This is a genomic window from Mycobacterium arosiense ATCC BAA-1401 = DSM 45069 (genome assembly GCF_002086125.1).
Classification (GTDB): Bacteria; Actinomycetota; Actinomycetes; order Mycobacteriales; family Mycobacteriaceae; genus Mycobacterium; species Mycobacterium arosiense.
In genome coordinates this window covers 41,589-55,709 of sequence record NZ_MVHG01000026.1, presented here as the reverse complement: position 1 = coordinate 55,709, position 14,121 = coordinate 41,589, and the positions used below count along the sequence as shown (strand labels likewise).

General features: G+C 65.6%; 15 protein-coding genes and 1 pseudogene. 7 read left to right on the top strand and 9 right to left on the bottom strand.

Going from position 1 to position 14,121, the window contains the following annotated elements; all coding sequences use genetic code 11:
• The 3 genes and pseudogenes from BST14_RS29505 to BST14_RS12975 all read left to right on the top strand — a co-directional run.
• Positions 1-153, top strand: a pseudogene (locus BST14_RS29505) (thioredoxin-disulfide reductase); the annotation flags it as partial.
• Entirely contained in the window at positions 150-503 is a 354-nt protein-coding gene (gene trxA / locus BST14_RS12980) for a thioredoxin (protein WP_066861867.1), read from the top strand. The pseudogene BST14_RS29505 and the gene trxA, both read left to right, overlap by 4 nt.
• Before the next feature lie 131 nt (positions 504-634).
• Positions 635-1,855 (top strand): N-acetylmuramoyl-L-alanine amidase, encoded by a 1,221-nt coding sequence (locus tag BST14_RS12975; protein WP_083064852.1) that lies wholly within the window; start codon positions 635-637, stop codon positions 1,853-1,855.
• Here BST14_RS12975 and BST14_RS12970 read toward each other — a convergent pair.
• From BST14_RS12970 to rpmH, 9 genes are all read right to left on the bottom strand, one after another.
• Positions 1,852-2,628 carry an acetyltransferase gene (locus BST14_RS12970; protein ID WP_083064851.1) on the bottom strand — a complete coding sequence of 259 codons (777 nt, stop codon included), beginning with the start codon at positions 2,626-2,628 and terminating at the stop codon, positions 1,852-1,854. The genes BST14_RS12975 and BST14_RS12970 overlap by 4 nt on opposite strands.
• A gap of 264 nt (positions 2,629-2,892) precedes the next feature.
• Positions 2,893-3,879, bottom strand: a complete 987-nt coding sequence (locus tag BST14_RS12965; RefSeq protein WP_083064856.1) for a ParB/RepB/Spo0J family partition protein — start codon at positions 3,877-3,879, stop codon at positions 2,893-2,895.
• 23 nt (positions 3,880-3,902) lie between these two features.
• Positions 3,903-4,925: a ParA family protein gene (locus BST14_RS12960; protein ID WP_438502157.1), complete on the bottom strand. Its 1,023-nt coding sequence runs from the start codon at positions 4,923-4,925 to the stop codon at positions 3,903-3,905.
• The gene (rsmG, locus tag BST14_RS12955; protein WP_083064855.1) at positions 4,859-5,596 is read right to left on the bottom strand and encodes a 16S rRNA (guanine(527)-N(7))-methyltransferase RsmG; all 738 of its coding nucleotides are present in this window, start codon (positions 5,594-5,596) and stop codon (positions 4,859-4,861) included. The genes BST14_RS12960 and rsmG overlap by 67 nt, the downstream gene beginning before the upstream one ends.
• A 74-nt stretch (positions 5,597-5,670) precedes the next feature.
• Complete coding sequence (locus tag BST14_RS12950) at positions 5,671-6,237, bottom strand: Jag family protein (protein WP_083064849.1); 567 nt, start codon at positions 6,235-6,237, stop codon at positions 5,671-5,673.
• Positions 6,238-6,318: 81 nt separating this feature from the next.
• The gene (gene yidC, locus BST14_RS12945) at positions 6,319-7,413 is read right to left on the bottom strand and encodes a membrane protein insertase YidC (RefSeq protein ID WP_083064848.1); all 1,095 of its coding nucleotides are present in this window, start codon (positions 7,411-7,413) and stop codon (positions 6,319-6,321) included.
• Entirely contained in the window at positions 7,397-7,696 is a 300-nt protein-coding gene (yidD, locus tag BST14_RS12940; protein ID WP_245845392.1) for a membrane protein insertion efficiency factor YidD, read from the bottom strand. Before yidD ends, yidC begins: the two co-directional genes overlap by 17 nt.
• Positions 7,697-7,740: 44 nt before the next feature.
• Positions 7,741-8,100, bottom strand: coding sequence for a ribonuclease P protein component (gene rnpA, locus BST14_RS12935; protein WP_083064846.1), 360 nt, complete (start codon positions 8,098-8,100; stop codon positions 7,741-7,743).
• Positions 8,101-8,123: 23 nt separating this feature from the next.
• The gene (gene rpmH, locus BST14_RS12930) at positions 8,124-8,267 is read right to left on the bottom strand and encodes a 50S ribosomal protein L34 (protein ID WP_003874369.1); all 144 of its coding nucleotides are present in this window, start codon (positions 8,265-8,267) and stop codon (positions 8,124-8,126) included.
• A 598-nt stretch (positions 8,268-8,865) separates the two neighbouring features.
• Here rpmH and dnaA point away from each other — a divergent pair.
• The 4 genes from dnaA (at position 8,866) to BST14_RS12910 (ending at position 13,882) form a co-directional block, all read left to right on the top strand.
• Complete coding sequence (gene dnaA, locus BST14_RS12925) at positions 8,866-10,401, top strand: chromosomal replication initiator protein DnaA (protein WP_083064854.1); 1,536 nt, start codon at positions 8,866-8,868, stop codon at positions 10,399-10,401.
• Between the two features lie 569 nt (positions 10,402-10,970).
• The gene (dnaN, locus tag BST14_RS12920) at positions 10,971-12,170 is read left to right on the top strand and encodes a DNA polymerase III subunit beta (protein WP_083064845.1); all 1,200 of its coding nucleotides are present in this window, start codon (positions 10,971-10,973) and stop codon (positions 12,168-12,170) included.
• Entirely contained in the window at positions 12,171-13,328 is a 1,158-nt protein-coding gene (gene recF / locus BST14_RS12915; RefSeq protein ID WP_083064844.1) for a DNA replication/repair protein RecF, read from the top strand. It abuts the gene before it with no gap.
• Positions 13,325-13,882, top strand: a complete 558-nt coding sequence (locus BST14_RS12910; protein ID WP_083064843.1) for a DUF721 family protein — start codon at positions 13,325-13,327, stop codon at positions 13,880-13,882. Before recF ends, BST14_RS12910 begins: the two co-directional genes overlap by 4 nt.
• The last annotated feature ends 239 nt before the right edge of the window (positions 13,883-14,121 follow it).

Genomic DNA, 14,121 nt, shown 5'->3' with positions numbered 1-14,121 from the left:
CGCCAAGCCATCACCGCCGCGGGCAGCGGCTGCTCGGCGGCCATCGACGCCGAACGCTGGCTCGCCGACCACGAAGAGTCCAGCGCCGCCGCACAAGGCGACGCAACCGAATTTCCTGGCAGTACCGACACATTGATTGGAGCACCACAATGACCGACGCCGAAAAAGCCGGGGCCACAATCGAAGTCTCTGACGCGTCATTTTCCACCGACGTCTTGTCCAGCAATAAGCCTGTGCTGGTTGACTTTTGGGCGACGTGGTGTGGCCCCTGCAAGATGGTGGCGCCGGTCCTCGAAGAGATCGCCAGCGAGCGGGGAGAGCAGCTCACCGTCGCCAAGCTCGACGTGGACGCCAACCCCGAAACCGCGCAGAGCTTTCAGGTGGTCTCCATCCCCACCCTGATCCTGTTCAAAGATGGGCAGCCGGTGAAGCGGATCGTCGGCGCCAAGGGCAAGGCGGCATTGCTGCGCGAGCTCTCGGACGCGGTTCCCAACCTAAGCTGATCTTCATTTGATTCATCGCACCACGCCTCGCGCATAGCCTGGGGTTTTCCCGAATTGACGAACCGTCTGCGACAATACGGTTAGCTGTTGCCCATTTTGAGCTCGTCAGTTAGTCCCGGAGGGCCCCCTGTATGTCGAGTCCTCGCCGCGAATACGGCGACGCGCTGCGCTGTGGTGACCGCGGTGCTGCTGTGACCGAGATTCGGGCGACACTGGCCTCGCTGGGCCTGCTCGATGACTCCGACAACGATCTCAACACGGGCCGGCAGGTGGCCCTCGACCTTTTCGACGCCGAACTCGACCAAGCGGTGCGTGCCTTCCAGCAGCATCGGGGCCTGCTCGTCGACGGCATCGTCGGTGAGGCCACCTACCGGGCGCTCAAGGAGGCGTCGTACCGGTTGGGCGCGCGCACGCTGTACCACCAATTCGGTGCGCCGCTGTTCGGCGACGACGTGGCCACGCTGCAGGCCCGGCTCCAAGATCTGGGTTTCTACACCGGCCTGGTCGACGGATACTTCGGGTTGCAGACTCACAACGCATTGATGTCGTATCAGCGCGAGTACGGGCTTTCCGCCGACGGCATCTGTGGCCCGGAAACGTTGCGCTCCTTTCACTTTCTGAGTTCACGGGTCACCGGCGGATCGCCACACGCGCTGCGCGAAGAAGAGCTCGTTCGCTCATCCGGTCCCAAGCTGTCGGGCAAGCGGATCATCATCGATCCGGGCCGCGGCGGAGCGGATCACGGCGCCATCATGCAGGGCCCGTCCGGACCGATCAGCGAAGCAGATGTGTTGTGGGACTTGGGCAGCCGGCTCGAGGGGCGGATGGCCGCGATCGGCATGGAGACCTTCCTGTCGCGACCGGTCAATCGCAGTCCGCTGGATGCCGAACGCGCCGCCACCGCCAACAACGTCGGCGCCGATCTGATGATCAGCCTGCGGTGCGAGAGTCAGATCAGCCCTGCCGCCAACGGGGTGGCGTCGTTTCACTTCGGAAACTCGCACGGTTCGGTCTCCACCATCGGCCGAAATCTCGCCGACTTCATTCAGCGGGAAGTGGTGGCCCGCACCGGTTTACGAGACTGCCGCACGCACGGCCGGACGTGGGATCTGCTGCGCCTGACCCGAATGCCGACGGTGCAGGTCGACGTCGGCTACATCACCAACCCGCGCGATCGCGCGATGCTGGTCTCAACGCAGACCCGTGATGCCATCGCCGAAGGCATCCTGGCCGCGGTCAAGCGGCTGTATCTGTTGGGCAAGAATGACCGGCCCACTGGCACTTTCACGTTCGCCGAGTTACTGGCCCACGAATTGTCGGTGGAACGCACCAGCCAGCTGGGCGGCTCTTAACCACCCGTCGAAAACCACCCGCGGTGGTTTTCAAACGTTTTCAACGCATTTCCCGCCGTAGACCCGGCGCCGACCGGCTGCTCCAGGTGTGCGCTCTCCAGCAGGCGTTCCAGGGCCGCCTCCACTTCGGCCTTCCACCCCAGACCCTTGTCGAGCTCGAGCCGCAGTCGCGGGAAGTACGTATGTGGTGCCACCACAACGAAACCCACGTCTTGCAAGAACTCCGCGTCCATGACGCAATGGTCCACCGAACAATCGCCCACTGCTTCCAACACCGGCCGCACGTCGGGACCGACCAACCGCGGGTCCTGCAGTTCCGACGCCGCCGGGGTGCGGCCGAACGCCTCGAGGGCTCGCACGCCGCGCCGCACCAACTCGTCGATGACCCGCGCGATCAAGCCGTTTGGCAGATCCTCGGCCGCCGGTCCGGGTTCGATGCCCATCGACGTCAACAGCACCGCGTCCGCGGATACCGGACCGGTCGGGAATCGGTGCGCCCGCGGCACCGCCCGCGGCGGGGCATAGAACACGTAGCCCAGGCACGGCGGCTCGGATTGGCTTCGCTCGTCCGGGATCGCGGTCGCGACCTGCCCGCACGAACCCCACTCCAGCATCACCATCGACAGCCACGCTTCTTTTTCGAACTCGGGGTCGGTGAGGTGGTCCTGGTTACCGAGGGTCGCCGGATCGACTTCCCAGAAGACGCACCGGCGTGCGTGCTTGGGAAGCTGCTCGAATGCCTCGAGCCGTAGCGGCGTGATTCGAGCGGACACTAGCCTCCTGGCTCCTGTGCGGTACTGCAGCCATTTGCACCGGCAACCTCTCCAGGATAGGAGAATTGGTCGTAATCGGGCCAGCTATCGGCGGCCCACCGGGGTTGGCGCCCCCGACGGCCCGCATCATGCGGCTTTGCGGCGCCGATCATCGAATCTTGTTATTGCGCATGCTGTTTCGTCGATCCGCAGCGGCGATGATGGGTGGATCTCCCGCAACGGCGGCACCAGTGTCACAGTGACGTAATTACACGGTGTCCTAGCTCATGACCTGGGCGGGGACATGACGTCGATGATCCGCTGTAGATCGTCGACCGAGCCGAACTCGACGACAATCTTGCCCTTGCGTTTGCCGAGGCTGACGGTCACCCGGGTGTCGAAGGCGGTCGAGAGCCGATCGGCAATGTCTTGCAGGCCCGGCATCTGAATAGGCTTGCGTCGCGGCGCCGTCGGTGTGGTCGGACCGCTGCGGTTGGCCAACGTGACCGCCTCCTCGGTGGCGCGCACCGACAGCCCCTCGGCGACAATCCGGGCGGCCAGCTCCTCCTGTGCCTCCGCCCCCGCCTCCAGCGACAGCAAGGCTCGCGCGTGCCCGGCGGACAACACCCCGGCGGCCACGCGGCGCTGCACCGCGATCGGCAGCTTGAGCAACCGGATCATGTTGGTGATCAGTGGCCGCGATCGGCCGATGCGCGCCGCCAGTTCGTCGTGGGTGACCCCGAACTCGTCGAGCAACTGTTGGTAGGCGGCCGCCTCTTCCAGCGGGTTCAGTTGCACCCGGTGAATGTTTTCCAACAGGGCATCGCGCAGCAAATTGTCATCACCGGTCTCGCGCACGATCGCCGGGATGGTCGCCAGCCCGGCCTCTTGAGCCGCCCGCCAGCGCCGCTCCCCCATCACGATCTGGTAACGCGCGCCGGTCGCCGAATCCTTGACCGTCCGCACCACGATCGGCTGCAAGAGCCCGAATTCGCGGATGGAGTGCACCAGCTCCGCCAGCGCTTCCTCGTCGAATACCTGCCGTGGCTGGCGCGGGTTGCGCTCGATGTCGGCCGGTGCGATCTCGCGGTAGACCGCGCCCACCGAAGACGCCTCCTGCGGCGGCGGTCCCCCGATCAAGACGTCGGCGGCGGCGGCGCCCATTCGCGGGCCGAGCGTGGCCGGCCCCGAGTCGCCCTCCGCGGGGCCGGTCGGGATAAGCGAAGCCAGGCCCCGGCCGAGGCCACCCTTCTTGCGTAACGGCTGCGTCATGGTCGTCCCTTCGCGGATGGTGTTCAATCGCGCTCGGCGAGTTCGCGGCTCGCATCGAGATAGCTCATCGCCCCGCGGGAACCGGGGTCGTAATCGATGATGGTCATGCTGTAGCCCGGCGCCTCGGAAACTTTGACGCTCCGCGGAATCACCGTGCGCAGCACCTTGCTGCCGAAGTAGCGGCGTACCTCTTCCGCGACCTGGTCAGCGAGTTTGGTGCGGCCGTCGTACATCGTCAGCACCACGGTGGTCACCTCGAGTCGGGGATTGAGGTGAGCCTTCACCATCTCGATGTTGCGCATCAGCTGCGAGACGCCCTCGAGCGCGTAGTACTCGCACTGGATCGGGATCATGACCTCCGGCGCGGCGACAAGCGCGTTGATGGTCAGCAACCCGAGCGACGGGGGGCAATCGATGAAGACGCAATCGAAGTCGAGGTTGTCCAGATCGGCCAATGCGGTGCGCAACCGATTCTCGCGCGCGACCATGCTGACCAATTCGATTTCGGCGCCCGCCAGATCGATCGTGGCCGGGATGCAGAACAGGCGCTCGTTGTGTGGGCTCCGCCGGAGCGCATCATGCACCGCGACCTCGCCGAGCAACACCTCATAGGACGATGGCGTTCCCGACTGCCGGTCGGTGATGCCGAGCGCCGTGCTCGCGTTGCCCTGCGGGTCGAGGTCGATGACGAGGGTCTTGAGTCCCTGCAGCGCGAGGGCCGCCGCCAGGTTGACCGCCGTGGTCGTCTTGCCGACGCCGCCCTTTTGGTTCGCGACGGTGAAGACGCGGCGATGGGACGGCCGGCGCAGGGGCGGGTAGGCGGTGTGCAGCACCCGCATCGCGCGTTCGGCCGCCGCCCCGATCGGGGTGTCGAATTCGTCCGCTGTTTCACGTGAAACATTGGCCGCCGGCGCCGGCGGCGCCGCCTTGCGAACGTCTTCCGGTGCCTGCCGAGCTACCGGCCGATCTCCTGGAGAAATCATCGGGTTCGGGCCTTCCCGGTCCGTGCCGGCTTGTGGTGGGGCGGCTTTCCGCGGCGCGCTGATACTACGGTTGCGGGGGGACGCAAATAGCTCGCGCCACATGTCACCACCCTGACATCTGCGGCGCCCGATGCTGCCATCACACGCCGGTGCTGTTCAACTTCGTCGGAAGCCCGCTCCCCCTTGATGGCGAGCATCCGGCCGTCGTGCCGTAGCAAGGGCAAGCTCCACTTCGTCAGCTTGTCCAGAGATGCAACCGCTCGCGACACCGCAGCATCCCTCTCCCCAAATCGGTTGCGTACGCCCGGCTCCTCCGCACGGCCACGGACCACCTCGACGGCCAACCCTAGTTCGTGGATGATCGCGTTGAGAAATTCGCTGCGGCGCAGCAGCGGCTCGAGCAGTACGACCTCCAGATCGGGGCGCGCGATCGCCAGCGGGATCCCGGGCAGGCCCGCCCCGCTCCCGATGTCGACGATGCGCTCGCCCGGATCGAGGAGCTCGGCGAGTGCCGCGCTATTGAGGATGTGCCGGTCCCAGACGCGGTCGACCTCCCGCGGTCCGAGCAGCCCTCGCTCGACGCCTGCGGTGGCCAAGGCCGCCGCGTACCCCATGGCGATTCCCAGCCGCTCGCCGAAGACCGCAACAGCCGCCTCTGGCACCGGGTCCTTGCCGGTGCGCTCCCCCGCCGAGCCCGCCGCGTCGGTCGTATCGACATGTTTCACGTGAAACATCCTCTGGTTGGAACGCACACTGTCAGCCTTCGGAGTTCGACGGCGGGAACTACACGGCTGTAACTTGGGGCCGGTCAGTCGTGCAGGACGACCACGCGTCGCGACGGCTCAACGCCCTCGCTCTCGCTGTGCACCCCGGGGACCGCCGCGACGGCGTCGTGCACGATCTTGCGTTCGAACGGCGTCATCGGCGAGAGCTCTTCGCGTTCGCCGGACTCGAGCACCCGGCGCGCGACCTTGTCGCCCAGCGCCGCGAGCTCCTCGCGGCGCCGTCGGCGCCAGCTCGCGATGTCGAGCATCAGCCGGCTTCGGACGCCGGTCTTCTGGTGCACCGCCAGCCGGGTGAGTTCCTGCAGCGCGTCGAGCACCTCGCCGCCGCGGCCCACCAACTTGTTCAGGTCGTCGCTGCCGTCGATGCTCACGACGGCGCGGCTGCCCTCGACGTCCAGGTCGATATCGCCGTCGAAGTCCAACAGGTCCAACAACTCTTCGAGGTAATCGCCGGCTATCTCGCCCTCGGCGACCAAGCGCTCCTCCAGGTCGTCGATCTCCTCCGAGCCCGGCTCGGTGGTGTCCTCGGCGTCCGATTGCGTGTCGAGTTCGGTATCAACGTCGCGCTCGGTGGCCTCGGCGTCTGTCATGTCTTCTCTCCCTCATTCGATGGGCCCCGGCCCACTTCGGGTCGCCCTGTCCCGGCGGCCCCGCTAGTCGTTCCGCCCGTATCAGCGTTTGCGCTTTTTCGGCCGCGCCCCGGGACGAGGCGTGCGGTTGCTCGGGCCGTCGCCAGCGTCGGCCCCCGGCGCGCCGGCCGCATCCGAAGCGCCGTTCGTCGAGCCGGACTTTCCGGGTTCTGCGTCCGCGGTCGACGACCCGTTGCCGCCGGCCGATGCCGCCTTGGGATTGCGCTTCGGCTTCGCGCCCGGCGCCGGGGCGTTCGCCGCCCGGCGTTGGATCGCTTCCTGCTTTTTGGCTTCGTCTTCTTTCTCGATCATCCCGAAGACGTAGTGCTGCTGGCCGAAGGTCCAGATGTTGTTGGCAAACCAGTACAGGATGATCGCCAGCGGCAGGAACGGCCCACCGACGACAACGCCGAGCGGGAACACGTACAGCGCGAGCTTGTTCATCATCGCGGTCTGCGGGTTGGCCGCCGCTTCCGGGCTCTGCCGCGCCACCGAGGCCCGGCTGTTGAAGTAGGTCGCGACCCCGGCCAGGATCATCACCGGCAGCCCCACGGCAATTACGGCCGGCCTGCTGAAGATGGTGAACGCGTCCAGACCGGTGCGCTGGGTCATGAAGGCGCCGATCGGTGCGCCGAACAAGTTCGCGTCCAGGAAGTGTCCGACGTCGGTCGGGGTGAAGACGTAGTTTCCGGTAAGGCGGTTCCCCGCCACCGACAGGTGGGGCTGGCCGAACCCGCCGGTGGTCCGGTTGAACGAGCGCAACACGTGATATAGACCGATGAACACCGGGATCTGCGCCAGCATCGGCAGACAGCCCAGTATGGGGTTGAACCCGTGTTCGCGCTGCAGCTTCTGCATCTCGAGCGCCATGCGTTGGCGATCCTTGCCGTACTTCTTCTGCAGCGCCTTGATCTGGGGCTGCAGCTCCTGCATCTGGCGTGTGGTGCGGATCTGCCGGACGAAGGGCTTGTAGAGCAACGCCCGCAGCGTGAACACCAGGAACATCACCGACAGCGCCCAGGCGAAGAAGTTCGACGGCCCCAGCATGGCGGCGAACAACTTGTACCAGACCCACATGATCCACGACACCGGGTAGTAGACGAAGTCGAGACTGAAGAAATCAAACAAAAGATCCACTCTCCCCTCGCGTCGCTCGGGCAGCCCGGGCGTCGCTGGCCTCTTGGCAATTCACGTGGCATCCCGGTCGGTCCGGGATCGGGTCCCAACCACCTTCATGCCATGGTCCGCACTTGGCGAGTCTGGCCGCAGCCAACCAGCTCCCCCGAATCAAGCCGTACTCATCCAGCGCATCGACCGCATACTGGCTGCAGGTCGGGACGAACCGACACGTCGCCGGACGTAGCGGCGACACCATATGCCGGTACAGCTGGATCAGGAAAATCGCAGCGCTGGCGGTCATTCGTCCGGCGCTGCAAAGCAAGGCGCGCAGCCGCGCCAGGGTCGTCACGGCTTGCTTCCCGCCGTCGACACGCGTCGCAGACACCGGCGCAGTTCCTGCTCGAGTCGGGCCGAGGACGCACTGCGGCTGCTGGGCAGCGCACGTATCACCAACTGATCGGATGGCCCGAGCTGGTCCAGCAGCGTTCGGGCGACGTGCCGCAGCCGGCGGGCGACCCGGTGGCGGTCGACGGCGGATCCGACGGGCTTGCCAACCACCAGTCCGACGCGTGGCGGGCGGGTTTCGTCGCGGTCTTCGCCCCGGTGAAAGTGCACGACGAGATCGGGCTGGGCCATCCGGATCCCGTGCTTCACCGTCGCGTCAAAGTCAATTGACCGCGTCATGCGGTTGCGTGCGGGAAGCACCGCCGAAGGACCTGACGTTGCGATCAGGCAGAGAGCGCGCGGCGACCCTTGCGGCGCCGACCGGATACGATCGCGCGTCCGGCACGAGTGCGCATCCGCAGGCGGAAGCCATGCACGCGGGCTCGGCGCCGGTTATTCGGCTGGAAGGTCCGCTTGCCCTTGGCCACGACGTTCTCCTCAGTTGTGTTGCCGTCCGGCCGCTCAGACGTTTCGCATCGGGCTCGTCTGCGGTGCGACCGGAGGTGGTCTTGGTGCTACTGGCCGGCGCGGTCTCCAGGTGGTTCAGGTCGCAGCCGTATCGCCGACTTTCGGGCGACTGTTTGAGGGTACTGACGAGGCTTCCCCTGGTCAAACCTGGCCTGCCGCAACGAAGCCGCGTCGGCTTGCCGGAAAGATCTCCCGTTTCGGTCACGCTCGCCGGACGTGGCTACCATAACGAGCCCAAGCAAGCCCCACGTACCTTAAATGACCCGATTGGAATGCAGCAGAACGGTTGGCAGTCGAACGGAAAACTGTTAGCTTCTGCGAAGTCGATTTAGACTGCAAGCAGCGTTCGACAACGAAGCGAGGATGGTAGATCGACTAGCTGCCTAGACAACCTTCCGAGGTTCTCTTCCAGCGCGGAGATCGCGAGCTGTCGCCGGTAGGTTGTGGCTCGCCTACGATCATCCTGTCCACACCTGTGTATAACTATGTGGACAGTTGCTTTGTCGCCAAGCGTGTGTGACTCGGGTCGGGACGTTCGAGAACCAGGGAGATGCGTCGTTGACCGATGACCCCGGTTCCAATTTCACGACAGTGTGGAATGCGGTCGTTTCCGAGCTCAACGGGGAGCCTCCTGCGGACGGCATCACGGCCAACCGCACGACCCTGGTCACTCCCCTCACTCCCCAGCAACGGGCCTGGCTGAATCTGGTCCGCCCGCTGACCATCGTCGAGGGATTCGCGCTGCTGTCCGTCCCCAGCAGCTTTGTGCAAAACGAGATCGAACGACATCTGCGGGCGCCCATCACCGATGCGCTGAGCCGCCGGCTTGGGCAGCAGATTCAACTGGGGGTCCGCATCGCTCCCCCGCCCGACGATGTCGAGGACGCGCTGATCCCGGCGGCCGAACCGTTCCCCGGTGCCGAGCCCGCCTCGCCCGCCGACGACGCGGCGGTCGACAACGACGAAGGCTTCCAAAACAGCGAGCCCGTCACCGACAAGCCGTCTGGGTGGCCGAACTACTTCACCGAGCGGCCGCACGCGATCGATCCGGCCGTGGCCGCCGGAACGAGCCTGAACCGCCGCTACACCTTCGACACTTTCGTCATCGGTGCCTCGAACCGATTCGCGCACGCCGCCGCCCTGGCGATCGCCGAAGCGCCGGCCCGGGCCTACAACCCGTTGTTCATCTGGGGCGAGTCCGGGCTCGGCAAGACGCATTTGTTGCACGCCGCCGGCAATTACGCGCAGCGACTGTTCCCGGGCATGCGCGTCAAGTACGTCTCCACCGAGGAATTCACCAACGACTTCATCAACTCGCTGCGCGACGACCGCAAGGTCGCATTCAAGCGCAGCTATCGCGACGTCGACGTGCTGTTGGTCGATGACATTCAGTTTATCGAGGGCAAGGAAGGTATCCAGGAAGAGTTCTTCCACACCTTCAACACTTTGCACAACGCCAACAAGCAGATCGTCATCTCGTCGGACCGCCCACCCAAACAACTGGCCACCTTGGAAGATCGGCTCCGGACACGGTTCGAATGGGGCCTGATCACCGACGTCCAGCCCCCCGAACTGGAAACGCGCATCGCCATCCTGCGCAAGAAAGCACAGATGGAGCGGCTGGCGGTGCCCGACGAGGTCCTCGAGCTGATCGCCGGCAGCATTGAGCGCAACATCCGTGAGCTCGAGGGCGCCCTGATCCGGGTCACGGCATTCGCCTCGCTGAACAAAACGCCGATCGACAAGGCGCTGGCCGAGATTGTGCTTCGCGATCTGATCGCCGACGCCAGCACCATGCAGATCAGCGCGGCCACCATCATGGCGGCCACCGCCGAGTACTTCGACACCACCGTCGAAGAGCTTCGCGGCCCCGGCAAAACCCGGGCGCTGGCCCAATCGCGTCAGATCGCGATGTACCTGTGCCGCGAGCTCACCGATCTGTCACTGCCCAAGATCGGGCAGGCATTCGGCCGCGATCACACCACGGTCATGTACGCACAGCGCAAGATCTTGTCCGAGATGGCCGAGCGGCGCGAGGTTTTTGATCACGTCAAGGAGCTCACCACCCGCATCCGTCAGCGCTCCAAGCGCTGAAATCTGTTCTCTCCCCGGCGCTCCCGGCCCTGGCTGCGGACTTTCGCTACCCGCGCTCGTAATTTTTTGGAAGAAACTTCACACCCGTCTGTCACACCCGCCACAGCGCGGGCTTGTGAGTAGCCTGTGCATAACGCTATTGAACGCCGGTGCAGCAACACGCCTTGGGTGCACACTCGTCGTTCCTCCCCACCCGCCCAACACATCACCCACAGGTGTTCACGTGCCGATGCACAACCCGATCGCGGCGCTAGCTGGGCCGAGAGCCGGCTGTCCCCAGATTGCACAGGCCTTACTACTGATACTGAGGTCTCTTCATCAGTTCTTCTTTGAAATACGGGCTTGGGGACGCCCCGGTGCGCACTCGTGATCTAAGGCTTGGTCAGCTCGGGTTGTCGGGGTTTGCGATTAGCTTTCAAGATGGCGTCGGAGGATTTACGGTTGTTCTTCGACTGCCGTTGCGGTCGCCGTTGGTTCATCACAGGTCATCGGCGTTCGTGGCGGGGCCCCGTGCTAGCGGGGGGAGGCTAGCCAATGTTTCGAAAACGCTGAGTAGGTGAAGGGACGCTATGGACGTGGCGACGACAACGGCTGGCCTCAGCGACTTGAAATTTCGTTTGGTGCGGGAGTCTTTCGCCGACGCGGTGTCGTGGGTGGCGAAGAACCTGCCGTCCAGACCCGCGGTGCCGGTGCTCTCGGGTGTGCTGCTGTCCGGGACCGATGAGGGCCTGACGATTTCCGGATTCGATTACGAGGTTTCCGCCGAGGCGCAGATTGCGGCCGAGATAGCCTCTCCGGGAAGCGTTTTGGTGTCCGGCCGGTTGTTGTCAGACATTGTGCGGGCGCTGCCCAACAAGCCCATCGACTTCTACGTCGACGGCAACCGGGTGGCACTGCACTGCGGAAATGCCAGGTTCTCATTGCCGACGATGGCGGTTGAGGATTACCCGACGCTGCCGACGCTGCCCGAAGAGACCGGAACGCTGCCCGCAGACCTGTTCTCCGAGGCGATCAGCCAGGTAGCCATCGCGGCCGGCCGCGACGACACGTTGCCGATGTTGACCGGGATCCGGGTTGAGATTTCGGGTGACACGGTGGTTCTGGCCGCCACCGACCGATTCCGCCTGGCGGTTCGCGAGCTGACCTGGTCGGCGGCCTCACCGGACATCGAAGCCGCGGTCCTGGTGCCGGCCAAGACGTTGGCTGAAGCCGCCCGTACCGGGGCCGACGGCTCTGAGGTCCGGTTGGCGTTGGGTGCGGGTTCGGGCGTCGGCAAAGACGGATTGCTCGGCATCAGCGGAAATGGCAAGCGCTCCACCACCCGTCTGCTGGACGCCGAATTCCCGAAGTTTCGCCAATTGTTGCCGGCCGAGCACACGGCCGTCGCCACCATCAACGTGGCCGAGTTGACCGAAGCCATCAAGCTGGTGGCGTTGGTGGCCGACCGGGGCGCCCAGGTGCGGATGGAATTCAGCGAGGGATCGCTGCGATTGTCCGCCGGCGCCGACGATGTCGGCCGGGCCGAAGAAGACCTGGCGGTCGATTTCGTCGGAGAGCCGTTGACCATCGCGTTCAACCCGACGTATCTGACCGACGGGTTGGGATCCGTCCATTCCGAACTGGTGTCGTTCGGTTTCACCACGCCGGGTAAGCCGGCGTTGCTGCGACCGGCCTCGAGCGACGACAGCCACCCGACCGGTGCGGGACCATACAGTGCCCTGCCGACCGATTACGTCTACTTGTTGATGCCCGTCCGGTTGCCTGGCTAGGTGTACGTCCGGCATTTGGGACTGCGCGACTTCCGGTCCTGGGCACACGCCGACCTCGAATTGCAGCCTGGTCGGACGGTCTTCATCGGATCCAATGGCTTCGGGAAGACGAATCTCCTTGAGGCGCTATGGTATTCGAGCACCTTGGGCTCACATCGGGTGGGCACGGATGCGCCGTTGATCCGCGCGGGAGCCGACCGCGCGGTGGTTTCCACGATCGTGGTCAACGAAGGCAGGGAGTGCGCGGTCGATCTGGAGATCGCGGCGGGCCGGGCGAATAAGGCGCGGCTGAATCGTTCCCCGGTGCGCAGTACGCGCGAGGTGATCGGGGTGTTGCGTGCGGTGCTGTTCGCTCCCGAAGACTTGTCGCTGGTGCGGGGCGATCCATCGGACCGGCGCCGCTACCTCGACGATTTGGCGACGGTGTGCCGCCCGGCGGTGGCCGCGATACGCGCCGACTACGAAAAGGTGCTGCGGCAGCGCACCGCGCTGCTGAAATCCCTGTCCGGGGCGCGTTACCGCGGCGACCGGAGCGCGCTGGACACGCTCGACGTGTGGGACAGTCGCTTGGCCGAACACGGTGCCCAATTGATGGCCGCCCGTATCGATTTGGTGAACCAGTTGACGCCGGAGGTCGAAAAGGCCTACCAATTGTTGGCCCCGGGATCGCGCGTGGCATCCATCGGCTATCGCTCCAGCCTGGGTGCCGATGCCGCGGCTGACATCACCGGCGCCGACCGGGAGTTCTTGGAAGCCGCGTTGCTGGCGGCATTGTCGGCGCGCCGCGACGCGGAGCTCGAACGCGGCATGTGTCTTGTTGGCCCGCACCGCGACGACATGGAATTGTGGCTCGGCGACCAGCCCGCGAAAGGTTTTGCCAGCCATGGCGAATCGTGGTCATTCGCGTTGTCGCTGCGGCTGGCCGCATACGAATTACTAAGGGCGGAAGAAAGCGAACCCGTATTGCTGCTCGACGACGTCTTCGCCGAACTCGACGCCGCGCGGCGCCGCGCGCTGGCCACGGTCGCCGAATCGGCCGAACAAGTGTTGGTCACCGCGGCGGTGCTCGAAGACATTCCGGTGGGCTGGGACGCCCGCCAGCTACACGTCGACCTGCGCGACAGCGACTCGGGCCGGGTGTCGGAGATGCACCCATGACCGGCACCGATGAGGGACCCCAGGCCCCCGGGCCGTCGAATGCCCTGAGCGGCATCGACCTGGTCCGGCGCACGCTCGAGGAGGCGCGGGCGGCGGCGCGGGCCCAGGGCAAAGACGCCGGCCGCGGTCGGGCGGCCGCCCCGGCCCCCCGCCGCGTCGCGGGCCAGCGGCGCAGCTGGTCGGGGCCGGGACCCGACGGGCGAGACCCGCAACCGCTGGGCAGCCTGACGCGGGATCTGGCGAAGAAGCGGGGCTGGACCGCGCAGGTCGCCGAAGGCACCGTGTTGGGCAACTGGGCCACCGTCGTCGGCCATCAGATCGCCGATCATGCGGTGCCGACCGCCCTGAACGAGGGTGTGCTGAGCGTGGCCGCCGAATCGACGGCGTGGGCCACCCAGTTGCGGATGATCCAGTCGCAGTTACTGGCCAAGATCGCCACCGCCGTCGGCAGCGGCGTGGTGACCTCGTTGAAAATCACCGGGCCCGCCGCGCCCTCCTGGCGCAAAGGGCCGCGTCATATCGCGGGAAGAGGACCGCGCGACACCTATGGCTAGGCAGTTTGATGGCGGCCGCGGATCCACAGATCCCGGTTCGTTCACAGGCCGCTGAAATCCGCCAGAACGACGCGGACCCCCTCGACGCACGTCGGGACGCGGCAAGAATAAAGAAATCGTGCGCACGGCGCGGTTAGCTGGGTAGAAACGCGGCCAGAGAATCGGTGCGGGCGCCTGTTCACGCTAGACTGGCAGTATGCGACTGTTGCGGTGATGAGGAACCGCCCGCATGAAACCCC